Annotated in this window: 21 protein-coding genes and 1 riboswitch; of the genes, 16 read left to right on the forward strand and 5 right to left on the reverse strand. The window is 68.3% G+C overall.

Features of this window, described 5'->3' with window-relative positions; genetic code table 11:
* The first annotated feature begins 49 nt into the window (after positions 1–49).
* Positions 50–1,228, forward strand: a complete 1,179-nt coding sequence (locus tag ABL844_RS13160; protein ID WP_418131573.1) for an acetyl-CoA C-acetyltransferase — start codon at positions 50–52, stop codon at positions 1,226–1,228.
* A 51-nt stretch (positions 1,229–1,279) separates the two neighbouring features.
* Here ABL844_RS13160 and ABL844_RS13165 read toward each other — a convergent pair whose 3' ends face one another.
* Positions 1,280–1,924 carry a glutathione S-transferase family protein gene (locus ABL844_RS13165; protein ID WP_418131574.1) on the reverse strand — a complete coding sequence of 215 codons (645 nt, stop codon included), beginning with the start codon at positions 1,922–1,924 and terminating at the stop codon, positions 1,280–1,282.
* Between the two features lie 28 nt (positions 1,925–1,952).
* On the opposite strand from ABL844_RS13165, the gene yghU reads away from it, so the two are divergent.
* Both yghU and ABL844_RS13175 read left to right on the forward strand, forming a co-directional pair.
* The gene (yghU, locus tag ABL844_RS13170; RefSeq protein ID WP_418131575.1) at positions 1,953–2,831 is read left to right on the forward strand and encodes a glutathione-dependent disulfide-bond oxidoreductase; all 879 of its coding nucleotides are present in this window, start codon (positions 1,953–1,955) and stop codon (positions 2,829–2,831) included.
* A 37-nt stretch (positions 2,832–2,868) separates the two neighbouring features.
* Positions 2,869–3,459, forward strand: a complete 591-nt coding sequence (locus ABL844_RS13175) for an NADPH-dependent FMN reductase (RefSeq protein WP_418131576.1) — start codon at positions 2,869–2,871, stop codon at positions 3,457–3,459.
* Positions 3,460–3,914: 455 nt separating this feature from the next.
* On the opposite strand, the gene ABL844_RS13180 is transcribed toward ABL844_RS13175, so the two are convergent.
* Entirely contained in the window at positions 3,915–4,829 is a 915-nt protein-coding gene (locus tag ABL844_RS13180) for a LysR family transcriptional regulator (RefSeq protein WP_418131577.1), read from the reverse strand.
* A 106-nt stretch (positions 4,830–4,935) separates the two neighbouring features.
* Between ABL844_RS13180 and ABL844_RS13185 the strand changes: the two genes are divergently transcribed.
* From ABL844_RS13185 to ABL844_RS13205, 5 genes are read left to right on the forward strand one after another with little or no spacing between them, the layout of a single operon-like run.
* On the forward strand, positions 4,936–5,931 hold the full coding sequence (locus ABL844_RS13185; RefSeq protein WP_418125493.1) for a Bug family tripartite tricarboxylate transporter substrate binding protein: 996 nt from the start codon (positions 4,936–4,938) through the stop codon (positions 5,929–5,931).
* Positions 5,932–5,958: 27 nt separating this feature from the next.
* Positions 5,959–6,855, forward strand: coding sequence for an FAS1-like dehydratase domain-containing protein (locus tag ABL844_RS13190; RefSeq protein WP_418125494.1), 897 nt, complete (start codon positions 5,959–5,961; stop codon positions 6,853–6,855).
* 16 nt (positions 6,856–6,871) lie between these two features.
* Positions 6,872–8,053 carry a CaiB/BaiF CoA transferase family protein gene (locus tag ABL844_RS13195; protein WP_418131578.1) on the forward strand — a complete coding sequence of 394 codons (1,182 nt, stop codon included), beginning with the start codon at positions 6,872–6,874 and terminating at the stop codon, positions 8,051–8,053.
* Positions 8,050–8,907: an HpcH/HpaI aldolase/citrate lyase family protein gene (locus ABL844_RS13200; RefSeq protein ID WP_418131579.1), complete on the forward strand. Its 858-nt coding sequence runs from the start codon at positions 8,050–8,052 to the stop codon at positions 8,905–8,907. The genes ABL844_RS13195 and ABL844_RS13200 overlap by 4 nt, the downstream gene beginning before the upstream one ends.
* Positions 8,908–8,946: 39 nt before the next feature.
* Positions 8,947–9,957: a tripartite tricarboxylate transporter substrate-binding protein gene (locus ABL844_RS13205; protein ID WP_184641944.1), complete on the forward strand. Its 1,011-nt coding sequence runs from the start codon at positions 8,947–8,949 to the stop codon at positions 9,955–9,957.
* Positions 9,958–9,963: 6 nt separating this feature from the next.
* Here ABL844_RS13205 and ABL844_RS13210 read toward each other — a convergent pair whose 3' ends face one another.
* Positions 9,964–10,488 (reverse strand): CinA family protein, encoded by a 525-nt coding sequence (locus ABL844_RS13210; RefSeq protein WP_418131580.1) that lies wholly within the window; start codon positions 10,486–10,488, stop codon positions 9,964–9,966.
* Entirely contained in the window at positions 10,485–11,132 is a 648-nt protein-coding gene (locus ABL844_RS13215) for a DJ-1/PfpI family protein (protein WP_418131581.1), read from the reverse strand. Before ABL844_RS13215 ends, ABL844_RS13210 begins: the two co-directional genes overlap by 4 nt.
* Before the next feature lie 204 nt (positions 11,133–11,336).
* On the opposite strand from ABL844_RS13215, the gene phbB reads away from it, so the two are divergent.
* The 3 genes from phbB (at position 11,337) to ybaL (ending at position 15,319) form a co-directional block, all read left to right on the forward strand.
* Positions 11,337–12,074, forward strand: a complete 738-nt coding sequence (phbB, locus tag ABL844_RS13220) for an acetoacetyl-CoA reductase (protein ID WP_093201910.1) — start codon at positions 11,337–11,339, stop codon at positions 12,072–12,074.
* Between the two features lie 125 nt (positions 12,075–12,199).
* Positions 12,200–13,543 carry a dicarboxylate/amino acid:cation symporter gene (locus tag ABL844_RS13225; protein WP_418131582.1) on the forward strand — a complete coding sequence of 448 codons (1,344 nt, stop codon included), beginning with the start codon at positions 12,200–12,202 and terminating at the stop codon, positions 13,541–13,543.
* Between the two features lie 63 nt (positions 13,544–13,606).
* Positions 13,607–15,319 (forward strand): YbaL family putative K(+) efflux transporter, encoded by a 1,713-nt coding sequence (ybaL, locus tag ABL844_RS13230; RefSeq protein ID WP_126018570.1) that lies wholly within the window; start codon positions 13,607–13,609, stop codon positions 15,317–15,319.
* Positions 15,320–15,341: 22 nt separating this feature from the next.
* On the opposite strand, the gene ABL844_RS13235 is transcribed toward ybaL, so the two are convergent.
* Complete coding sequence (locus ABL844_RS13235; RefSeq protein WP_126018572.1) at positions 15,342–15,746, reverse strand: hypothetical protein; 405 nt, start codon at positions 15,744–15,746, stop codon at positions 15,342–15,344.
* Positions 15,747–15,900: 154 nt separating this feature from the next.
* Here ABL844_RS13235 and ABL844_RS13240 point away from each other — a divergent pair, with 154 nt between their 5' ends.
* From ABL844_RS13240 to cobW, 5 genes are all read left to right on the forward strand, one after another.
* Positions 15,901–16,125: a hypothetical protein gene (locus ABL844_RS13240; RefSeq protein ID WP_126018574.1), complete on the forward strand. Its 225-nt coding sequence runs from the start codon at positions 15,901–15,903 to the stop codon at positions 16,123–16,125.
* A 93-nt stretch (positions 16,126–16,218) separates the two neighbouring features.
* A riboswitch (cobalamin riboswitch) is annotated at positions 16,219–16,520 on the forward strand.
* A gap of 242 nt (positions 16,521–16,762) precedes the next feature.
* The gene (locus ABL844_RS13245) at positions 16,763–18,844 is read left to right on the forward strand and encodes a TonB-dependent receptor (protein ID WP_418131583.1); all 2,082 of its coding nucleotides are present in this window, start codon (positions 16,763–16,765) and stop codon (positions 18,842–18,844) included.
* 22 nt (positions 18,845–18,866) lie between these two features.
* On the forward strand, positions 18,867–20,405 hold the full coding sequence (locus ABL844_RS13250; RefSeq protein WP_418131584.1) for a PepSY domain-containing protein: 1,539 nt from the start codon (positions 18,867–18,869) through the stop codon (positions 20,403–20,405).
* Between the two features lie 73 nt (positions 20,406–20,478).
* On the forward strand, positions 20,479–21,156 hold the full coding sequence (locus tag ABL844_RS13255; RefSeq protein ID WP_418131586.1) for an energy-coupling factor ABC transporter permease: 678 nt from the start codon (positions 20,479–20,481) through the stop codon (positions 21,154–21,156).
* Positions 21,157–21,275: 119 nt separating this feature from the next.
* Complete coding sequence (gene cobW, locus ABL844_RS13260; protein ID WP_418131587.1) at positions 21,276–22,346, forward strand: cobalamin biosynthesis protein CobW; 1,071 nt, start codon at positions 21,276–21,278, stop codon at positions 22,344–22,346.
* Positions 22,347–22,357: the final 11 nt, after the last annotated feature.

The following is a 22,357-nucleotide window of genomic DNA, read 5'->3' on the forward strand; positions in this document are numbered from 1 at the left end:
CGGCAAGGCCGTAGCAGCAGAGTTTCAAATCACTTCAACGGAGAACCTCATGGAAGACATCGTCATCGTTTCGGCAGCCCGCACGGCAGTCGGCAAGTTCGGCGGCTCGCTCGCCGGCATCCCGGCCACCGAGCTCGGTGCAACCGTCATCAAGGAAGTGATTGCGCGCGCCAACCTCACGGCCGACCAGATCGGCGAGGCCATCATGGGCCAGGTGCTGGCGGCCGGCGCGGGCCAGAACCCCGCGCGCCAGGCGTGGCTGAAGAGCGGCGGCGCCAAGGAAACGCCGGCTCTCACCATCAACGCCGTGTGCGGCTCGGGCCTGAAGGCCGTGATGCTGGCGGCCCAGGCCGTGGCCACGGGCGACAGCGAGATCGTCATCGCCGGCGGCCAGGAGAACATGAGCGCCGCGCCGCACGTGCTGCCCAACTCGCGCAACGGCCAGCGCATGGGCGACTGGAAGATGGTCGACACCATGATCGTCGACGGCCTGTGGGACGTCTACAACCAGTACCACATGGGCATCACCGCCGAGAACGTGGCCAAGAAGTACGGCATCGACCGCTCCGCTCAAGATGAGCTGGCGCTGGGCAGCCAGACCAAGGCCGCCGCCGCGCAGGACGCCGGCAAGTTCAAGGACGAGATCGTCGGCGTGAGCATTCCGCAGAAGAAGGGCGACCCGGTCGTCTTCGACACCGACGAGTTCATCAACCGCAAGACCAGCGCCGAAGGCCTGGCCGGCCTGCGCCCCGCCTTCGACAAGGCCGGCGGAGTGACCGCGGGCAACGCCTCGGGCCTGAACGACGGCGCCGCCGCCGTGATGGTCATGACGGCCAAGAAGGCCGCGGCCCTGGGCCTGAAGCCGCTGGGCCGCATCGCCAGCTACGCCACCGCCGGCCTCGACCCGGCCATCATGGGCATGGGCCCCGTGCCCGCGTCGACCAAGGCGCTGCAGCGCGCCGGCTGGAAGGCCGCCGACCTCGACCTGCTCGAGATCAACGAAGCCTTCGCTGCCCAGGCCTGTGCCGTGAACAAGGAAATGGGCTGGGACATCAACAAGGTGAACGTCAACGGCGGCGCCATCGCCATCGGCCACCCCATCGGCGCATCGGGCTGCCGCATCCTGGTGACGCTGCTGCACGAAATGCAGCGCCGCAACGCCAAGAAGGGCATCGCCTCGCTGTGCATCGGAGGGGGCATGGGCGTGGCGCTGACGATCGAGCGCTGATCGACAGCCTTTGGTCCTGACAGCGGCGCCCGACGCGCCGTTGGCTCCGGCTCAGCGCGCCATCGCCATCGACGGCCGCTGTGCCATAGCCGCACGCCAGCGCAGCAGCTCGGGGTGCTGCTCCCCGGGTTTGACCCGCACCACGCGGGCGAAGTCCACCGCCACCACGGCGGTGATGTCGGCAATGCTGAAGCGGTCGGTGGCGATGAAATCGCGGCCGGCCAGCCGTTCGTTCAGCGTCTCGAAGAAGTGTTGAATCCGCGCGAGCCCGCGTTGGGCGAGTTCGGGAATCTGCGCGTAGTTCACCGGGCCGGGCAATGCGCGGTCGGCCATGGCGGGCGAGCTGTTGCGCAGCGTCTCGGCGATGGCGAGCAATCCTTCGAACTCGATGCGCCAGTTCCAGCTGGCGATCTCGGCTTTTTCCCGTGGGGTGATGCCCATCAGCGGCGGCTGCGGGTATCGGGCTTCCAACCAGGCCGCAATGGCGGCGTTGTCGGCCAGCAGCAGGCCGTCTTCGTCGTCGGTGCGCAGGGCGGGCACGGTGCACTGCGGATTGATCGCGCGGTAGGCCTCGCCCATCTGCTCACCACGGACAAGATCGACCTGCACGGTCTCGTGCGCAATGCCCTTCTCGGCAAGCAGGATGCGCGCGCGCCGCGGGCTGGGGGCGGTGGCGCAGTCGTAGAGAATGATCATCGTCGGTTCAACTCCAGGAACTCATCGCATGAATGGCACGACAGCCTACACGCCGCCCACCGTCTGGTCATGGAACAAGGAAAGCGGCGGCCGCTTCGCGAACATCAATCGCCCCATCGCGGGCGCGACGCACGAGAAGGAGCTGCCCGTAGGCAAGCATCCGCTGCAACTCTATTCGCTTGCCACGCCCAACGGCGTGAAAGTGACGGTGATGCTCGAGGAACTGCTGGCGCTGGGCCATGCGGGCGCCGAGTACGACGCCTGGCTGATCCGCATCAACGACGGCGACCAGTTCGGCAGCGGCTTCGTGGCGGTGAACCCGAATTCGAAGATTCCCGCGCTCATGGACCGCAGCGGCGACAAGCCGATCCGTGTGTTCGAGTCGGGCGCGATCCTGCAGTACCTGGCCGAGAAGTTCGGCAACGCCTTCCTGCCGACCGAGCGGGCGGCGCGGGCCGAGTGCCTGTCGTGGCTGTTCTGGCAGATGGGCAGCGCGCCGTACCTGGGCGGCGGTTTCGGCCATTTCTATGCCTACGCGCCCACGAAGATCGAATACGCCATCGACCGCTTCGCGATGGAGACCAAGCGCCAGCTCGACGTGCTCGACCGCCGCCTGGCCGAAAGCCGCTATCTCGCGGGCGACGAATACACCATCGCAGACATGGCCGTCTGGCCCTGGTACGGCACGCTGGCCAAGGGGCAGCTCTACGAGGCGGGCGAGTTCCTGCAGGTGAGCGGATACAAAAATGTGCTGCGCTGGACCGACGAGATCGCCCGACGCCCGGCGGTGCAGCGCGGCCGCATGGTCAACCGCACCTGGGGCCAGCCGACGAGCCAGCTGCACGAGCGGCACGACGCCACCGACTTCGACACCCGCACGCAGGACAAGCTGCAGGCTCCGACCTGAGCGAGCCACTGCACACCGACGCAAAGGAGCACAGACGATGAGCGACAAGATCCCGGTGTTCTACGGCTCCTACCGCTCCGACCGCATGGGCGTGCGCCTCGCGGACTACATCGTCGCCGGCCTGCGCGAGCGCGGCGACGATGCGGAGCTGATCGACGCGAAGGCGGTCGACCTGCCCATGCTCGACCGCATGTACAAGGAGTACCCAAAGGGCAGCGCTCCCGCCGCGATGGAGGCGTTGGCAGAGAAGATCCGCTCGGCCGATGCCTTCATCTTCGTCACCGGCGAATACAACTGGGGCCCGCAACCGGGCCTGAAGAACCTCACGGACCATTTCCTGGAAGAGTGGTTCTGGCGCCCCGCGGCCATCGCGAGCTATTCGGCGGGGCGCTTCTCCGGCGTGCGCTCGGGCACGGTGTGGCATTCGATCCTCTCGGAGATGGGCATGGTCGTGGTGTCGAGCACGCTCGCCGTCGGGCCGATCTCGCAGACGCTGGATGCCGCCGGCAAGCCGACGGGGCCCGCGGGCGAGTCGCTGCAGCGCTCATTCGGCCGGTTTGCGGACGATCTCGCGTGGTGGACCGAGGCGGCACGCGCGCAGCGGGCGCGCAAGGCGCCGCCTTACTGATCGCCGACAGGGCTCGCGGCGAGTCCCGAAGGGCATCTTGTTCACCGCCCAAATTTTGGGCAGATTAACTAATCCCTTTGTAAAACAACAACTTACGTTGCTTTTACAACGCTCCTCATCAGTTATCCCCAAAGTTGTGCACTGAAAGTGGGGAAGAAGCCGGCTTTTCCACATTCCAGCTGCAAGTGGCTGATCCGATAGCGTTTTTCGCTCACGGAAAACCGTGAAAAACAGGAGTCGGAGGCGCTTCGAGGGCTTGGCGACGCGGTTTTGGCGACCAAGGTTGTTCACCGCTCAAAATTTGAGCAAACTAAGGAATACCCTTGTAAAACAATGACTTGCATTCGTTTTACAAGGCTCCTCATGAGTTACCCCCAAAGTTGCCCACAGAAAATGGGGACGGGAGCGAGTTGTTCAGCAATCGCTCGCAAGTTGCTGTTTTTTCGATGCCGTCGTCAGCTTTCAGGCGCTGCCTGCTGTTCTGCGTAATGCTGGCATAGCGTATCGACCAGCGCCTGCGCGTAGATCGGCAGCGCCGCGCGGTCGCGTACCAGCAGGTAGCGCTCCCGCACGCACCAGGCGTCGTCGAGGTCGATCAGCGCGAGCTGCATGCTTTCCTGGTTGCGCCGGGCGGCCGACTCGGGCACGACGCCGATGCCCACGCCGTTGCCGATCATCCGGCACATTGCGTCGAAGCTGCCGAGCTGGATGCGCAGCTTCTGCCGCTTGCCCAGGTTGTCGGTGATCTGCGAGAGAAAGGTCTGCAGCGTGCTGCCTTGCTGCATGCCGATGGCGTCTTCGTCGAGCGTCTCGGCGAAGGAGATCTTCTTGCGCCTGGCGAAGCGGTGCTTGCGCGGGGTGGCGAGCACAAGCCGGTCGGTGCTGAAGTGGATGGCTTCCAGCCCCAGCGTGTCGACGCGGCCCGCGACGATGCCGATGTCGGCGCGGCCGTCGAGCACGCCGCGAGGGATCTGAGCATTCGGTTTTTCCTGAAGGTCGACGTTGATGCGCGGGTTGCGTGCCAGAAAGCCCGGCAGGATCTCGGGCAGGAAGTCCGTCACCGCCGTGGTGTTGGCAAACACGCGCAGGTGGCCGCGCAGGCCGCCGCCGTATTCGAGCAGGTCGGCGCGCAGCTGCTCCGTCTGGTGCAGCACGAGTCGGGCGTGATGCAGAAAGGCTTCCCCCGGCGGCAGCAGCCGCACGCCGCGGGCCTCGCGCTGGAGCAGTTGCAGGCCGGCCTGGGTTTCCAGCGCCTTGATGCGCGCGCTGGCCGCCGCCAGCGACAGGTGCTGGCGCTCGGCCGCTCGCGTCAGGTTGCCGAGCTCGGCCGTGGCGACGAAGAGCCGGAGGTCGGTGAGGTCGAAAAGCATGCAGTGATGGTAGGCGCCGGCATGCCACCAGCCTTCGGCATTGCAGAAGGCTGGGTTCCGAAATCGCAGATTGCGCGCGAGGGTGGGGCGGCCGACGATGCGGACCATGGAGACGACAAGACACACGAAATTCCGCACATGGGCGCTGCTGTCGCTGGCAGCCGCGTTCGTGCTTCCGGCGGGCCCCGCGCTCGCGCAAAGCTATCCCTCGCGCCCCGTCACGCTGGTCGTGCCGCAGGCCGCCGGCGGCACCAACGACATCGTCGGCCGCCTCGTGGGCCAGAAGCTCGGCGAGGTGATGAACAACGCCAGCGTGGTGGTCGACAACCGTCCCGGTGCGGGCGGCAACATCGGCACGCAGTTGGTGGCCAAGGGTCCGAAGGACGGCTACACGCTGCTCATGACCATCAGCAGCAGCCAGGCCATCAACCCGGCGCTCTACAAGAACCCGGGCTTCGATCCCGAGAAGGATTTCAAGCCCGTGGGCCTCGTCGGCGCGGTGCCCAACGTGCTGCTGGTCAACCCCTCGTTTCCGGCGAAAAACCTCGCCGAGCTCCTGAAGCTCGCGCGGGCGAAGGGCGCGAACTACCAGTACGCCTCGGCCGGCAACGGCACGCTCAACCACCTGCTGGGCGAAATGCTCAACAGCATGGCCGGCATCTCGATGCAGCACGTGCCCTACAAGGGCGTGGCGCCGGCGCTCAACGACGTGCTGGGCGGCCAACTGCCCATCGTGTTCGCGAGCCTGCCTTCGGCGCTGCCGCACATCAAGGCCGGCAAGCTGCGCGCGCTGGCCGTGAGCGGCGAAAAACGCTCGCCCGTGCTGCCCGACGTGCCCACCATCGCCGAGGCCGTGCCCGGCTACAACGGCACGCTGTGGATCGGCCTGTTCGCCCCCGCGGGCGTGCCGCCCGATGTGCTCGCCACGCTGCAGGACGCCACGCGCAAGGCGCTGGCCTCGAAGGACCTGCGCGACAAGCTCGACCAGCAGGGCGTGGAGATCGCCGCGCCGACCACCCCCGAACAGTTCTCGGCGCTGCTGCACGACGACCTTGCCAAGTGGGCGCGGATCGTCAAGGCCTCCGGTGCCGCGGTCGACTGAACGACGCAGGAATCGACGAAGGAATCCATGAGCAACGACGCGCAGACTCCATCTCCCACCATCGACAGCGAAGCGCTGGCGAAGCTGCAGGCCTGGCAAGGCCGCAGCGAAACGCTGGCCGACGACATCACCGCCGCGCCCGTGCGCGCGCTCTCCGCCACGCTCGACCGTGACGATCCGCTGCCGCAGGCCGGCACGCGCCTGCCCGAGCTGTGGCACTGGCTCTACTTCCTGCCGCACCACCGCCAGTCGGAGATCGGCGAGGACGGCCACGCGAAGCGCGGCGGCTTCCTGCCGCCCGTGCCGCTGCCGCGCCGCATGTGGGCGGGCGGTCGGCTCGCGTGGGAGCCGGGCAATCCGCTGCAGGTGGGCGACAGGGCGGAGCGCACCTCGCGCATCGTCTCTGTCACGCACAAGGCGGGGCGCACCGGCGAACTGGTGTTCGTGCTGGTGCGCCACGAGGTGCGCAACGAACGCGGCCTCGCGCTCACCGAGGAGCACGACATCGTCTACCGCGCCGCTGCACAACCTGGCGAGGCCGGCCCGCCGCCCACGCCCGCACCGAAGGACGCCGCCTTCAGCCGCGACATCGTGCCCGACGACGTGCTGCTCTTCCGCTACTCGGCGCTCACCTTCAACGGCCACCGCATCCACTACGACCGCCGCTACGTCACGCAGGTCGAGGGCTACCCGGGCCTGATCGTGCATGGACCGCTGATCGCGACGCTGCTGGTCGACCTGCTGCGCCGCAACGTGCCGGGCGCGCAGCTGGCGCGCTTCGAGTTCCGCGCGGTGCGCCCGACCTTCGACATCGCGCCGTTCCGCGTGCACGGCAAACCCGAGGCCGACGCAAAGACATTCAGCCTGTGGGGCGAGGACGCCGACGGCTGGCTCACGATGCAGGCCACGGCCGTGCTGGCCTGAGCGGAGGAACGAACACATGACAAGACCCCTGGACGGCATCACCGTCATCTCGCTCGAGCACGCGATCGCCGCGCCGTTTTGCACCCGCCAGCTCGCCGACCTCGGCGCACGCGTCATCAAGGTGGAGCGCCCCGGGGCGGGCGACTTCGCCCGCGCCTACGACGCCCGCGTGGGCGGCGAGGCCTCGCATTTCGTGTGGGTCAACCGCTCGAAGGAGAGCCTCACGCTCGACCTCAAGCAGCCCGCCGCGCTCGCGGTGCTGCAGGAGCTGCTGGCCGACGCCGACGTGCTGGTGCAGAACCTCGCGCCCGGCGCCGCCGCGCGCATGGGGCTGGGCGCGCAGGCGCTGCAGGAAAAGCATCCGAGGCTCATCGTCTGCGACATCTCGGGCTACGGCGAGGACGGCCCGTACCGCGACAAGAAGGCCTACGACCTGCTGATCCAGAGCGAGGCGGGCTTTCTTTCGGTGACGGGCACGCCCGACGAGCCCTGCAAGTCAGGCAATTCCATCGCCGACATCGCCGCCGGCATGTATGCCTACACCGGCATCCTCGCGGCGCTCCTCCAGCGCGGCAAGACGGGCAAGGGCTCGCACATCGACGTGTCGATGCTCGAATCGCTGGCCGAGTGGATGGGCTACCCGATGTACTACGCCTACGACGGGGCACCGCCGCCGCCGCGCAGCGCCGCCTCGCACGCGACCATCTATCCCTATGGTCCGTTCCCTGCCGGCGACGGCGGCACCGTGATGCTGGGCCTGCAGAACGAGCGCGAATGGCGAGTCTTCTGCGAGAAGGTGCTGCTGCAGACCGGGCTGGCCGCCGACCCCCGTTTCGACAGCAACGCGCGCCGCAACGAGAACCGCGAGGCGCTGCGCTCGATCGTCTTGGAGACCTTCGGCGCGCTGAGCACGGCGCAGGTGCTGGAGCGGCTCGACACCGCGCAGATCGCCAACGCCCGCATGAACGACATGGCCGGTCTCTGGGCTCATCCGCAACTGCAGGCGCGCGAGCGTTGGCGGCAGGTGGGCTCGCCGGCCGGCGACATCCCGGCCCTGCTGCCGGCCGGGCGCCAGAGCGCATTCGACTACCGCATGGACCCGATCCCGGCGGTCGGCGAGCACACCGACGCCATCCTGCGCAGCCTCGGGCGCGGCGAAGCCGAAATCGCCGCGCTGCGCGAGGCGGGGGCGGTGTGAGCGCGCCGCCGCTTTCGCTGGCGCGCGCCTTTCTCTTCGTGCCCGCTGACCGGCCCGAGCGCCATGCGCGCGCGCTGGCCACGGGGGCGGGCGGCGTGATCGTCGACCTGGAAGACGCCGTGGCGCCCGAGCGCAAGGTGCAGGCCCGCGAGCAGCTCGCGGCCTCGTTCGCCGCGCTGCCCACCGAAGACCGGCGACGGCTGCTGGTGCGCATCAACGCGGCCGGTACGCCGTGGCATGACGACGATTGCGCGCAGATCGGAGCGCTCGCCGCGCAGGGACTGATCGCCGGCATCGTGCTGCCCAAGGCGGAGCGCGCAGCCGATCTCTCGCGGCTGGCCGAGGCGGCTGGCCCGTCGGCCGCGCTGGTGCCGCTGATCGAATCGGCCGCCGGCCTCGCCGCCGTCGACGAACTCGCCGCCGGCCCGCAGGTGCTGCGCCTGGCCTTCGGCAACCTGGATTTCCAGGCCGACCTGGGCCTGGCGTGCGATGCCGATGAGGCCGAGCTGGTGCCGGTACGCCTCGCGCTGCTGCTGGCTTCACGCCGCGCCGGCCTGGCCGCGCCCATCGACGGCGTGACGCCCGACTGGCGCGATACCGCCCGGCTCACAGCGGACACCGCGCGCGCCCGGCGCGGCGGCTTCGGCGCCAGGCTGTGCATCCACCCTGACCAGGTCGCGCCGGTGCATGCGGAGCTCGGCCCCACGGCGCAGGAACTGGCGTGGGCCCGCCGCGTGGTCGAGGCCATCCGAGCGGCCGGCGGCGGCGTGGTCAGCCTCGACGGGCGCATGGTCGACGCGCCGGTGGTGCGGCTGGCCGAACGCCTGCTCGCGCTCGAAGAACAGCAACCCTGAGACACCCCTGAGCAAACAACCCATAAAGGAGACAAGCAAGTGACGAGAGCAACGAAGAAAGACTGGAAATTCAGGACCCTGATCGCCGCCTCGGCGGGCGCATGCCTGCTGGCCTTCCAGGCGCCGGCATCGGCGCAGGCCGCATGGCCCGACAAGCCGGTGACGATGGTCGTGCCGTACTCGGCCGGCGGCCCCACAGACGTGGTGGCGCGCATGCTGGCCATTCCCATGGGCAAGTCGCTGGGCCAGCCGGTGATCGTCGAGAACACCGTGGGCGCGGGCGGCACCATCGCGCCCACGCGGGTGGCCAAGGCGGCGCCCAACGGCTACACCATCCTCATCCACCACATGGGCATGGCCACCGCGCCCGCGCTCTACAAGAAGCTCAACTACGACCCGCTGAAGGACTTCGAGTACGTAGGCCAGGTGCTGGACGTGCCGATGACGCTGCTGTCGCGCAAGGACTTTCCGGCCAACAACTACCAGGAGCTGCTGGCCTACGTGAAGGCCAACAAGGACAAGGTGACCCTGGCCAACGCGGGCGTGGGCGCGGTGTCGCAGCTGTGCGGGCTGCTGTTCATGAACCAGATCGGTGTGCAGCTCACGACCGTGCCCTACAAGGGTGCGGGCCCGGCGCTCAACGACCTGATGGGCGGGCAGGTCGACCTGCTGTGCGACCAGACCACGCAGACCGCGCCGGTCATCAAGGACGGCAACCGCGTGAAGGTGTTCGGCGTGACCACGCCGCAGCGGCTGTCGAGCATGCCGAACATCCCGACGCTGGACGAGCAGGGACTCAAGGGCTTCGACGTGCGGGTGTGGCACGGCATCTATGCGCCCAAGGGCACGCCGGCCGCGGTGATCGAGAAGCTCAACGTCGCGCTGCGCGCGGCGCTGCAGGACGACATGGTGAAGCACCGCCTGGCCGAACTCAGCTCCGAGATCGTGCCGGTGGAGAAGCAGACGCCAGAGAGCCTGCGCACGCACCTCGCGGCGGAGGTGGGCAAGTGGGGCAAGGTGATCCGCGCCGCGGGCGTGCAGGCGGACTGATCTTTTTCAGTCGGTGGCCTGTGCCCGCAGCGTCTCGTCGAACAGGGCGAGCAGGTGCCGGGCGAACAGATCCATGTTCGCCGGCCGGTCGGCATTGCCGGTTTCGATGGTGCGGCTCACGGTGACCGGGCCGGCGAGTGCCAGGCACACGCGCCCCGGCACGTCGCCGTAGGGGCTGGGCGAGGGGCCGGCCGCGCCGCTCTCGGCGATGCCCCAGGTCGAGTGGTGGGTGTCGCGCACCCGGCCCGCGACGAGTCGGGCGTAGGGCTCGGTTTCGCCGCGCATGCCGGCCATGTCTTCGACGGTCAGGTTCAGCAGCGCGCGGCCGGCGCGCCTCGAATAGACGACCGCGCCGCCCTTGAAGTAGGCCGAGGCGCCCGCGATGGCGAGCAGGGCGGCCGAGGCCAGTCCGCCGGCCGAGGACTCGACCACCGCCACGGTCTGGCCCCGCGCGCGCAGCGCTTCGCCGACGCGTGCCGCAAGCACGGGCAAGGATTCGGGCAGGGATTCGGGCAGGGATGGCGCGGTCATTTGGCCTGGAAGCGCGGACCGGGCCGCTTCACGTAGGCCGGCGCACGCTCGTGGCTCGCGGTGCTTCCGTAGACGGTGTCCGCGGGGTAGTACTCGGCCTGCAGCTGCACCTTGGCGGCGGCCTCCTCGCCCGCGGTGTGGGCGATGTAGGCCAGCATCAGGTCGGTACCGGCCGATACCCCGGCCGAGGTCCAGACGTTGCCGTCCTGCACGAAGCGCTGCTCCACCACGTTCACGTCGCCCAGCGCGCGCAGGCGGTCGAGCGACCCCCAGTGCGTGGTGGCGGTCTTGCCCGAGAGCAGCCCGGCCGCGTGGAGCACGAAGGCGCCGGTGCATACGGATATCAGCGTGGTGCATCCGGGTGCCTGGTCGGCGAGGAAGCGGGTCATGACGACGTTGTCGACCTCGCGGCGCGTGCCCATGCCGCCGGGCACGAGCAGGCAGTCGAGCTGGGGGCAGTCGGAGAAGGAAACGTGGGGGTTGATCGAAAGGCCCTTGGCGCAGGCCACCGGCTCGCGCTTCTCGGCCACGATCAGGCAGTGCTCCGGACCGCCGGCGAGCTTGCTCCACATGGTGAGCATTTCCCAGGGGCCGACGAAGTCGAGTTCCTCGACGTCGGGGAAGACGATGATCCCGAAATTCATACTTTGGAACTCCTTGGGTGATTGGCTCGTGCTGACACGCACGGATGAGAGGATAGAGGCTGAGCACGGAGGCCGCTTCGTGACAATCTTCGTGACAGCTGGTTGCAAGCCTGGCTCAGTGTTTTCCTGAGAGGGCCCATGGCTTGAAACTCGCTAGAGTGAAGGCGGCCGTTCAGGCTTTTGCCATTACACAAAGGAAATCTCATGAGCAAGAAAGTTGCATATGTCACCGGGGGCATGGGTGGCATCGGAACAGCCATCTGCCAGCGTCTCTACAAGGACGGGTTCACCGTGGTCGCAGGTTGCGGCCCCACGCGCGACTACGCCAAGTGGCTGGCCGAACAGAAAGCCGCAGGCTTCGAGTTCCATGCGTCGGTCGGCAATGTCGGCGACTGGCAATCCACCGTCGAAGCCTTCTCCGCCGCCAAGGCCGCGCACGGCCCGATCGACGTGCTGGTCAACAACGCCGGCATCACGCGGGACCGCATGTTCCTCAAGATGACGCCCGAGGACTGGAGCGCGGTGATCGAGACCAACCTCAACAGCATGTTCAACGTCACCAAGCAGGTGGTGGGCGACATGGTGGAAAAGGGCTGGGGCCGCATCATCAACATCAGTTCGGTCAACGGCGCCAAGGGCCAGGCGGGCCAGACCAACTACTCGGCGGCCAAGGCCGGCATGCACGGCTTCACCATGGCGCTGGCGCAGGAGCTGGCCAACAAGGGCGTGACGGTCAACACCGTGAGCCCGGGCTACATCGGCACCGACATGGTCAAGGCCATCCGCCAGGAAGTGCTCGACAAGATCGTGGCCACGATCCCGGTCAAGCGCCTGGGCGAGCCCAGCGAAATCGCCTCCATCATCTCGTGGCTGGCCACCGATGAAGGCGGCTACAGCACGGGGGCCGACTTCTCCGTCAACGGCGGCCTGCACATGCATTAAGCATGCTGACTTACACCTGATCGACAAGACCCGCTTCGGCGGGTCTTTTCATTTCGACGATGCGGGTTCCACGGATAGAAAACCGCGGATGCGCGTCCTACAGTTTTCAACCCCCGGAGGCAAACATGGAAAGCACAACAAGCACATCCGCCAGAAAGCTCCCGCTGTACCGCTCGCTCTACGTGCAGGTGATCACCGCCGTGATCATCGGCGTGCTGCTCGGCCACTTCTATCCGGCCGCGGGCGAGGCGATGAAGCCGCTGGGCGACGGCTTCATCAAGCTGATCAAGATGATCATCGCGCCGATCATCTTCTGCACGGTGGTGGTGGGCATCGCCGGCATGGAGGACATGAAGAAGGTCGGCAAGACCGGCGGCCTCGCGCTGCTGTATTTTGAGATCGTCAGCAGCATCGCGCTCGTCGTGGGCCTGGTGCTGGTGAACGTGCTCAAGCCCGGCGCTGGCATGAACGTCGACCCGGCCACGCTCGACACCAAGGGCATCGCGGCCTACACCGGCCCGGGCAAGATGACCGGCACGGTCGACTTCATCATGAACATCATCCCGAACACCATCGTGGATGCCTTCGCGAAGGGCGAGATCCTGCAGGTGCTGCTCATCGCTGTGCTGTTCGGCTTCGCGCTGCACCGTTTCGGGGGGCGCGGCACGCTGGTGTTCGACGTGATCGAGAAGGGCTCGCACGTGCTCTTCGGCATCGTCAACTACATCATGAAGCTGGCGCCCATCGGCGCCTTCGGCGCCATGGCCTTCACCATCGGCAAGTACGGGCTGGGCAGCCTGTTCTCGCTGGGCAAGCTGATGGGCACCTTCTACCTGACCTGCCTGCTGTTCATCTTCGTGGTGCTGGGCCTCATCGCACGCTTCCATGGCTTCAGCATCTGGAAGTTCATCAAGTACATCAAGGAAGAGCTGCTGATCGTGCTGGGCACGTCGTCGAGCGAATCGGTGCTGCCGCGCATGATGGAGAAGATGGAGAACCTGGGCGCCAACAAGACCTGCGTGGGCCTCGTGATCCCGACCGGCTATTCGTTCAACCTCGACGGCACTTCCATCTACCTGACGATGGCGGCGGTGTTCATCGCGCAGGCCACCAACACGCCGATGACGCTCACGCAGGAGATCACGCTGCTCGCCGTGCTGCTGCTGACCTCGAAGGGGGCGGCGGGCGTCACGGGCAGCGGCTTCATCGTGCTGGCGGCAACGCTGTCGGCGGTGGGCCATGTGCCGGTGGCGGGGCTGGCGCTCATTCTGGGCATCGACCGCTTCATGTCGGAAGCCCGCGCGCTGACCAACCTGATCGGCAACGGCGTCGCGACCATCGTGGTCGCCAAGTGGACCAACGAGCTCGACGAGAACCGGCTGCAGGCCGGACTCAACAACGAGAGCTGGGTGGAAGCGCAGGAGCCCGAGGCGCTGGACGCGGCCCGGGCGAGCAAGATGGCCGGCTGAGATCGCCGGCCGGGATGGCCTCCTGAAACAAAAGGCCGGGCATCGTTCCTGCAAAATGCAGCGATGCCCCACAGCGTCTCCCTCATCAACACGATCGCCGCCGGCCTGGGGCTGGCGCTCATCCTCGGCTTCCTGGCGGCCAGGCTGCGTTTGCCGGCGCTGGTGGGCTACCTGCTGGCGGGCGTGATCATCGGGCCCTTCACCCCGGGCTTCGTGGCCGATGCGGGCATCGCGGCCCAGCTCGCCGAGATCGGCGTGATGCTGCTGATGTTCGGCGTGGGCCTTCATTTCTCTCTCGACGACCTGCTGGCGGTGCGCAAGATCGCACTGCCAGGCGCGCTCGCGCAGATCGTGGTGGCCACGCTCCTTGGCGGCGGGCTGGCCATGTGGTGGGGCTGGAGCCCTGGCGCGGCGCTGGTGTTCGGGCTGGCGCTGTCGGTGGCGAGCACGGTCGTGCTGCTTCGCGCGCTCGAGAGCCTGGGCATCCTCGATTCATTCACCGGCCGCATCGCGGTCGGCTGGCTGGTGGTGGAAGACCTCGCCATGGTTCTGGTACTGGTGCTGCTTCCGCCGCTGGCGGGCACGCTGGGCGACCGGGGCGCGGCGGGTGGCGCAGGCACTGCCGACCCGCTGTGGCAGACCCTTGGCCTCACGCTGCTGCAGGTCGGCGGCTTCGTCGCGCTGATGCTGGTGGTGGGGCGGCGGGTGTTCCCGTGGATCCTCTGGCAGGTCACGCGCACCGGCTCGCGCGAGCTGTTCACGCTGTGCGTGGTGGCGGCGGCCGTGAGCATCGCCTACGCGTCCGCGGCGCTCTTCGGCGTGTCCTTCGCGCTGGGGGCCTTCTTCGCCGGCATGGTGATGCGCGAATCGCAGTTCGCGCACCGGGCGGCGCAGGAGTCGCTGCCGCTGCGCGACGCCTTCGCGGTGCTGTTCTTCGTGTCGGTCGGCATGCTGTTCGACCCCTCGGTGCTGCTCGACCGGCCGCTGCAGGTGCTGGCGGTAGTGCTGGTGATCGTGCTGGGCAAGTCGCTGGCGGCCTGCGCGCTGGTGCTGGTGTTCCGCTACCCGCTGGGCACGGCGCTCACGGTGAGCGCGAGCCTGGCGCAGATCGGCGAGTTCTCGTTCATCCTGGCCGGGCTGGGCGTGTCGCTGGGGCTGCTGCCGGTGGAGGGGCAGAGCCTGGTGCTTGCCGGTGCGCTGATTTCCATCGCCACCAATCCGCTGTGGTTCAGCCTGATCGCGCCGATGCAGAAATGGCTGCATGCCCATTCCTCCTTCGCGCGCGGGCTGGAGATGCGTGAAGACCCGCTGGCCGAGCTGCCCATGACCACCGAGGCCAGGTACCTCTCGCGGCAGGTGGTGCTGGTGGGTTACGGGCGCGTCGGGCGCCGCATCGCGGCCGAACTCGACGCCAACGACATTCCCTACGTGGTGGCCGAGCAGAACCGCGAACTGGTCGAGAAGCTGCGCGAGGCCGGCACCCCCGCCGTTTGGGGCGATGCGGCCGACCCGGCGGTGCTGATCCAGGCGCACATCGCACGCGCCCGCGTGCTGGTGGTGGCCACGCCCGACGCCATGAACGTGCGGCAGATGATGGAAACCGCGCACACGCTCAATCCGGCGATCCAGACGGTGATTCGCAGCCACAACGAGCAGGAGGCCCGGCTGCTCACGCAGGAAACCTCCGCCACCGTGTTCCTCGGCGAGCACGAACTGGCCCAGGCCATGGCCCGCGACGTGGTCCAGCGCGCGGTGTCGATGGCGGTGCCGGCCTGAAGTCCGGTCAGGCCGGCCCGGTTCAGAGGTCTTCTATCACCAGCGTGCGGTAGCGCTGGGCGATGGAGTAGGGCACGGTGCGCACCAGCTCCATCATCTGCTCGGCCGCCGCGCCGTCCTTGGTCCTGACGAGCAGCCCGGTGTGGCCCTCGCGCGCCAGCTTGGCGTAGGCGCGCACGGTTGCCGCGTCGGTGCCGGCGGACGGCAGCGGATCGTCGGCGATCCTCACCGTGGGCACGATCTCGCTGAGCACGGTCTCGGCGGGGAGCAGGTAGACCTCGTCGCCGCTGACGCCCTTTTCGATCAGCCGGTGGCCGATGCGGTCGGCATCTTCCGCGCTCGGGAACATCACCATCGAGTAGCCGGTGGGGTAGAAGGCGCCACCGATGCTCGAGCGCATGCGGGGTTCAAGGGTGAAGTGCTTCATGCTGCCTCCTGGTTCTTGTGGAAGTCCCTGGATACAACATTAGGTCGCACCCGCAGGGGCCTCTGTAGGAGAACCCCGAAAGCTCTGTCAACCGCCCGCCTTCCTGGCCTGTTCAATTCATTCAGCAGTCAGCAAGCAACGCCATCCTCGCTCCATGCCTTCTCCCAGAAACATCGCACTCACCGTCCACGAGCTGGAGGAGGGGGAGTTCTACTGGGTGCTGATGGAGGCCGTGGAGGGCTCTCCCGGCGACACCACCCATGTCTACGTGCCCCTGGAGGCTGCCCACGAGCCCTACGCCACCTATTCGAACGCGCTGGTGGCGGGCGTGGCCATGATGCGGCGGCTGTTCGGGCCCGACGGCAAGCCGGCCTCCTGAGCCTGGCGGCCGGCTTCGGGGCCGGCCCCCGAGGGGCGCTACCTATAATCCCGCCGTTCCGGTTCGGCAGTTTTCATTGGTTACTCGCCGTTCCGGACCACACGGTTCGAAGGTGCCCCGCACGCCATCCATCTGATCGACGGCGACGGGGTTAAACGGGAAGCAGGTGAGCCGCGCCGTCGTTCTCTCTGGAGATCGATGGACGCGCCGATTCCTGCGCTGCCCCCGCAACGGTCAGCGGATTTGGAACCCCTCGGGCTCGTGCCTCCTCGATTGGCACGGGCAGCCACTGCGCTTGGGCGTGGGAAGGCGAGGGCTTCCGCCACTGCGTGCATCCAACAGCACGCAGTGGCACTCCGCAAGCCCGGATACCGGCCTTCGCAACCGCCTTCGGACGCTGCGGGAGTGCGTGTCCGGGCCAGCCGCCTACCGCGCCCGCCGCGGGCCGCCGCAGCCCTTTCGCCTCTTCCGCCACGTCCTTCAACGGTCAGGAGCCTGCGGGGACGCAGGCTGGAGGAGAGGTTTCATGGGTCATGCGTCGCGAGGGAGCGATCGCAGAAGAGCGTCGCTACAACGGCTGCGACGCTGGGCGCGGTTTTCAGGTCTTTCGAGTCTTTCACTGGGTTGGGGGCTCGCCGTGGGCCCCTGTGCGGCGGTCTTCGCGCAGACGCCCGACGGCCAGACGCTCAAGCCCATCCAGGTGGACGCCGAGCGTCACACGCCGCTGGCCATCGACGAGCCCACGCAGACCGGCAGCCGCCTCGGCCTCACGCCGCTGGAGACGCCGGCCAGCGTCGAGGTGCTGACGGGCGACACCATCCGTGCGCGTGGCGACGTCTCGGTGATCGACGCCGTCACCCGCGCCACCGGCATCACCGGCTCGCCCGGCCCCGGCAATGGCGGTACCGCACTGGGAGCGCGCGGCTTCCTGGGCCATGGCTCGGTGATGCAGCTCTTCGACGGCACGCGCCTGTACGCGGGCGCGGGCACCGTCACCTTTCCCTTCGACACCTGGTCGGCCGACCGCATCGAGGTGCTGCGCGGCGCAGCCTCGGTGATGTACGGCGAGGGCGCCATCGGCGGGGCGATCAACGTGGTGCCTAGGAAGCCCACGAAGGGCCCGATCCGCAACGAGGCGCTGGTTTCCGTGGGCTCCGATGCCACCCGCCAGGTCGCCTTCGGCAGCGGCGGGACGATCAACGACAGGCTCTCCTACCGCTTCGACATCAGCCAGCGCAACACCGACGGCTTCATGCAGCGTGGCGAGGCCGAGAGCCTGGCCGTGAGCGCGGCCGTGCGGCTGGACGTGTCGCCGCAGCTGCAGTTCACGCTCTCGCACGACGAGGGCCGCCAGTCGCCGCAGCGCTACTACGGCGTACCGCTGATCGATGGCCGCCTCGGCAGCCAGACCCTGCGCCAGAACTTCAACGTGGACGACGCCGAGATCAAGTACCGCGACAAGTGGACCCGCCTCGACGCCCAGTGGACGCCCAATGACGCCGTGACGGTGCGCAACCAGCTCTACCGGCTGGAGAGCAAGCGCCACTGGCGCAACAGCGAAACCTACACCTACAGCGCCACCACCCGGCGCGTGACGCGCGGCGACTACCTGGAGATCGGCCACGACCAGGAGCAGATCGGCAACCGCACCGACGCCACCTTCAGGCATGGCCTCTTCGGCCTGGCCAACCAGGTGCTCGTGGGCTTCGACGTAAACCGCATCGACTTCACGCACATCAACGACTCGCCCTACGGCGGCCGCTCGGTGGTCGACCCCTTCGTCTTCAGCCCCGGCTACTACGCCTCGCCCGTGGCCTACACGCCGCGCTACAAGACCAAGACCAGCACCTACGCCTTCTTCGCCGAGGACAAGCTGGCCTTCAGCCAGCAGTGGTCGCTGGTGGGCAGCCTGCGCTGGGACCACGCGAAGATCGCGCGCACCGACCTGCAGAACGCCGCCAACAACTTCGGCAAGACCTTCGAGTACGCCACCGGCCGCCTCGGCGTGGTCTACGCGCCCGACGCCTCGCAGTCGTTCTACGCCCAGGTGGCGCGCGCGGCCGATCCGCTGGGCTCGCTGGTGACCACCTCGGCCTCGCAGGCGGCCTTCGACCTCAGCACCGGCAGGCAGGTCGAGGTCGGCTACAAGCGCCAGCTCGCGGACAACCGCGGTGCCTGGACGGTGGCGGCCTACCGCATCGAGAAGAACAAGCTGCTCTCGCGCGACGCCATCGACCCCACCGTCACCCAACAGGTTGGCAAGCAGTCTTCCGAAGGCATCGAGGCCACGCTGGACCTGGCTCTGACCTCCACGCTGCGGCTGGAGGCCAATGTCGCCAAGCTGCGCGCGCGCTACGACGACTTCAACGAAGTGGTCGGCGGGAAGCTGGTCTCTCGCGCGGGCAACACGCCCACCGGCGTGCCCGAGGAGGCCGCCAACCTCTGGCTCACCTGGCGCTTCCTGCCGCAGTGGGAAGCCGATGTCGGCGCGCGCTACGTGGGCCCGCGCCAGGTCGACTCGGCCAATTCGCGAAAGATCGGCTCCTACACCGTGGCCGACGCGGGCGTGAGCTGGCAGGCGAACCCATCGCTCAAGCTCGCGCTGCGTGCCTACAACCTGGCCGACCGGCGCTATCCGGTGTCGTTCTCGAACGGTGGCAACCAGTGGCTGCTGGGGCGTCCGCGCTCCTTCGAGCTGTCGGCGCTGGTCAACTTCTGACGAACGCGGGCAGGACGAACGCATGACCTCCGCATGGCGCCGCGCCTGGCCGCGCATCCGCCACTGGCTCTACTGGACGCACCGGTGGCTGGGCATCGGCGGTTGCCTGCTGTTCGTCATGTGGTTCGCCTCGGGCGTGGTGATGATGTACGTGGGGTATCCGAACCTCACGGATGAAGAGCGGCTAGCGGGCCTCTCGCCGCTGCGCTTCGGGCAGGCGGCGGTGTCGCCTTCGGCCGCGCTCGAAGCGCTGCCGAAGGAGGCGCGCGCCCAGCCTCCGCGCCGCATGGTGCTGGAGATGCAGGGCGGAACCGGTGCCGGCCCCGTCTGGCGCATCGTCGATGCGCGCGGCGGGCGGCACACGGTTTCGGCGCGCGACGGCCGCATGCCCGGCCCGGTCGATGCCGCGCAAGCCGAGGCCATCGCGCGCGACTTCTCCGGCCATGCCGGCGCCCGCTGGGCCGAGACGCTGGAGCGTGACCAGTGGACCGTGCCGCAGGGCCTGAACCCGCTGCGTCCGCTGCACCGCATCGAAGTGGGCGACGCGGCGGGCACCGAGCTCTACGTGTCGCAGCGCAACGGCGAGGTGGTGCGCGACACCACGCGCTCCGAGCGCTTCTGGAACTGGCTGGGCTCGGTGCCGCACTGGATCTACTTCACGCCGCTGCGCGCCGATCCGCCGCTTTGGCACGACGTGGTGGTGTGGCTGTCGGCTGCCTGCATCGTCTCGGCGGTGACGGGCATCGTCATCGGCATCCTGCGGGTGCGTCTGCGGCGGCGCTTCCGCAACCGCTCGGTCACGCCCTACAAGGGCTGGATGGCCTGGCATCACATCGCCGGGCTGATCGGCGGCTTCTTCGTGCTGACCTGGATCATCAGCGGCTGGCTGTCGATGAACCCCAACGGCTGGTTCCAGCGCGGAGGCGCAGATGCTGCGGCGATGGCCCGCTACACGGGCGCCGGTACCTCGCCGTTCCCGTGGCCGCCAGCAACGCTGCCGGCGGGCGAGGGCGCCGACGCGCCGCGCGAGGCCGTGCTGCTGTGGTTCGACGGCAGGCCGCTGCTGCAGCTGCGCGACGCGAAGGCGCGCTCGCGCGTGGTCGATGCGGTTTCGGGCGAGCCGGCCGCCATCGCCAGGGAAGACATCCTGCGCGCCGCCGCCCGCCTGCGGCCCGGCTCGAACATCACCGAAGCCGTGCTGCAGACCCGCGAGGACTTCCACTGGTACGGCCACCACCGCGAGCGCATCGTGCCGGTGTGGCGCCTGCAATTCGACGACCCGGCGCGCAGCTGGATCTACATCGACCCGGCCAGCGGCCAGGTGGCCGGCAGCAACGACGGCAACTCGCGCCTGCGCCGCTGGCTCTTCAACGCGGCGCACAGCCTCGACTTTCCCTGGCTCATCCAGTACCGGCCGGCCTGGGATCTCGTGGTGTGGCTGCTTTCCATCGTCGGCGCGGTGGCTTCGGCCAGCGGCGCCGTGATCGGCTGGCGAAGGCTGCGGCGAAAGCCGAAGCCGGCGGCCGAACCGGGCGCGCGGCATGCGCTGCGGCGTTCATGAGCGGGGCTTGCGTGAGCTTGCCCATCCACCAACAATCAACTTTCGCACCGCGGTGCATTTCAGGAGGTGCTCGATGCACATCGAACCAGGTCTAGTCGACGGATCCAAGATATTCCTCAGCTATGCGACGGCAGCCGCCGCGCTTGCCTACACCGGCAAGGTCGCGTTCCAGACGCTCATGAAGGACGGGCCCGCCGCACTGGCGCTGCGTTCCGCCATCGCCGTGGCGCTGGTGTTCTGCTTCTTCGAGGTGTTCCCGCACCACCCGGTGGGCGTGTCGGAGGTGCACCTGATCCTGGGCACCACGCTGCTGCTGGTGTTCGGGCTCGCGCCCGCCGCCATCGGGCTGGCTGGCGGCCTGCTGATCCAGGGGCTCTTCTTCGAGCCGCAGGACATTCCGCAGTACGGCATGAACGTCACCACACTGCTGGTGCCGCTGTTCGCCACTTCCGCGCTGGCGCGCCGCATCATTCCCGAGAACCTGGCCTATGTGGACATCGGCTACCGCGAGGCTTTCAAGCTCTCGGTGGCGTACCAGGGCGGCATCGTGGTGTGGGTCGGCTTCTGGGCGCTGTACGGACGCGGCACCGGCATCGAGAACATGAGCCAGATCGCCAGCTTCGGCGCTGCCTACATGACCGTCGTGCTGGTCGAGCCGCTGGTCGACCTGGGCGTGCTGGCTGCTGCCAAGGCATGGCGCCGGCTGCAGGGCACCGCCCTCGTCGAGCGTCGCCTGTACGGCGGCGCCTGATCCGCGCTTCTCTCGCGCTTCCGTTCCCCGCGGGCGCCGCGGTGCCTGCCCGGGCGCCTGTGTGCCGCCCACCCATCGCGCCGCCGCCATCGCCGGCGGCGCCTGAAAGACCTTCTCCCATGACACAAGCAAGCAACGCCAAGATTCCCGTCACCATCGTCACGGGCTTCCTCGGCAGCGGCAAGACCACGCTGCTGCGCCACATCCTCGGCAACGCCGAGGGCCGCCGCATCGCGGTGATCGTCAACGAGTTCGGCGAGTTGGGCATCGACGGCGAGATCCTGCGCGGCTGCGGCATCGGCTGCGACGATGAAGGCAACGAGCGCGAAGGCGCGCTCTACGAACTGGCCAACGGCTGCGTCTGCTGCACGGTGCAGGAGGAGTTCCTGCCGGTGATGCTGCAGCTGGCCGAGCGGCGCGGCGAGCTCGACGCGGTGCTCATCGAAACCTCCGGCCTCGCGCTGCCCAAGCCGCTGGTGCAGGCCTTCCAGTGGCCGGATATCGCCAACATCTTCACCGTGGATTCGGTCGTCACCGTGGTCGACGGCCCCGCCGCCGCCTCGGGCCAGTTCGCCGAGAACCCGCAGGCCGTCGACGAAGCCCGCCGCGCCGATCCCAACCTCGACCACGAATCGCCGCTGCACGAACTGTTCGAAGACCAGCTCTCGGCCGCCGACCTCGTGGTGCTCAACAAGACCGACCTGATGGACGACGCGGCGCGCGCCAAGGTCGAAGCGATGGTGCGCGAAGAGCTTCCGCCCGAGGTGAAGATCGTCGCCGCCAGCGAAGGCCGGCTGCCGCTCGCGCTGCTGCTGGGCCAGGGACGCGCGGCCGAGGACACCATCCACCTGCGCGAGAGCCACCACGACCACGAGGAAGACCACGACCACGACGAGTTCGACTCGCTCGTGATCGAGCTGCCGCCCGTGGACCGCGACAGCCTGCTGGCCGCGCTCGGCAAGCTGGTCGAGCAGCACACCATCTACCGCGTGAAGGGCTTCGCCGCCGTGCCGGGCAAGCCGATGCGCCTGCTGGTGCAGGGCGTGGGCCGGCGCTTCGACCACCACTTCGACCGCCGCTGGCGCGACGGCGAGGCGCAGCGCACGCGGCTGGTGTTCATCGGCGAAGACCTGGACGAAAGCGCGCTGCGCAAGGCGCTCGAAGAGGCGGGCGCCGTCGCCACCGCCTGACGCCCCGAGCG

The sequence above is a fragment of the Variovorax sp. 278MFTsu5.1 genome (assembly GCF_048305045.1).
Lineage (GTDB): Bacteria > Pseudomonadota > Gammaproteobacteria > Burkholderiales > Burkholderiaceae_C > Variovorax > Variovorax guangxiensis.

What these genes read in the sequence shown, in the direction of transcription:
- ybaL (WP_126018570.1), top strand. Translation starts at nt 13,607, where the DNA reads ATGCCCCACAGCGTCTCCCTCATCAACACGATCGCCGCCGGCCTGGGG.
- phbB (WP_093201910.1), top strand. Translation starts at nt 11,337, where the DNA reads ATGAGCAAGAAAGTTGCATATGTCACCGGGGGCATGGGTGGCATCGGA.
- ABL844_RS13195 (WP_418131578.1), top strand. Translation starts at nt 6,872, where the DNA reads ATGACAAGACCCCTGGACGGCATCACCGTCATCTCGCTCGAGCACGCG.
- yghU (WP_418131575.1), top strand. Translation starts at nt 1,953, where the DNA reads ATGAATGGCACGACAGCCTACACGCCGCCCACCGTCTGGTCATGGAAC.
- ABL844_RS13225 (WP_418131582.1), top strand. Translation starts at nt 12,200, where the DNA reads ATGGAAAGCACAACAAGCACATCCGCCAGAAAGCTCCCGCTGTACCGC.
- ABL844_RS13210 (WP_418131580.1), bottom strand. Translation starts at nt 10,488, where the DNA reads ATGACCGCGCCATCCCTGCCCGAATCCCTGCCCGAATCCTTGCCCGTG.
- ABL844_RS13180 (WP_418131577.1), bottom strand. Translation starts at nt 4,829, where the DNA reads ATGCTTTTCGACCTCACCGACCTCCGGCTCTTCGTCGCCACGGCCGAG.
- ABL844_RS13185 (WP_418125493.1), top strand. Translation starts at nt 4,936, where the DNA reads ATGGAGACGACAAGACACACGAAATTCCGCACATGGGCGCTGCTGTCG.
- ABL844_RS13160 (WP_418131573.1), top strand. Translation starts at nt 50, where the DNA reads ATGGAAGACATCGTCATCGTTTCGGCAGCCCGCACGGCAGTCGGCAAG.
- ABL844_RS13215 (WP_418131581.1), bottom strand. Translation starts at nt 11,132, where the DNA reads ATGAATTTCGGGATCATCGTCTTCCCCGACGTCGAGGAACTCGACTTC.
- ABL844_RS13235 (WP_126018572.1), bottom strand. Translation starts at nt 15,746, where the DNA reads ATGAAGCACTTCACCCTTGAACCCCGCATGCGCTCGAGCATCGGTGGC.
- ABL844_RS13190 (WP_418125494.1), top strand. Translation starts at nt 5,959, where the DNA reads ATGAGCAACGACGCGCAGACTCCATCTCCCACCATCGACAGCGAAGCG.
- cobW (WP_418131587.1), top strand. Translation starts at nt 21,276, where the DNA reads ATGACACAAGCAAGCAACGCCAAGATTCCCGTCACCATCGTCACGGGC.
- ABL844_RS13240 (WP_126018574.1), top strand. Translation starts at nt 15,901, where the DNA reads ATGCCTTCTCCCAGAAACATCGCACTCACCGTCCACGAGCTGGAGGAG.
- ABL844_RS13165 (WP_418131574.1), bottom strand. Translation starts at nt 1,924, where the DNA reads ATGATCATTCTCTACGACTGCGCCACCGCCCCCAGCCCGCGGCGCGCG.
- ABL844_RS13250 (WP_418131584.1), top strand. Translation starts at nt 18,867, where the DNA reads ATGACCTCCGCATGGCGCCGCGCCTGGCCGCGCATCCGCCACTGGCTC.
- ABL844_RS13255 (WP_418131586.1), top strand. Translation starts at nt 20,479, where the DNA reads ATGCACATCGAACCAGGTCTAGTCGACGGATCCAAGATATTCCTCAGC.
- ABL844_RS13175 (WP_418131576.1), top strand. Translation starts at nt 2,869, where the DNA reads ATGAGCGACAAGATCCCGGTGTTCTACGGCTCCTACCGCTCCGACCGC.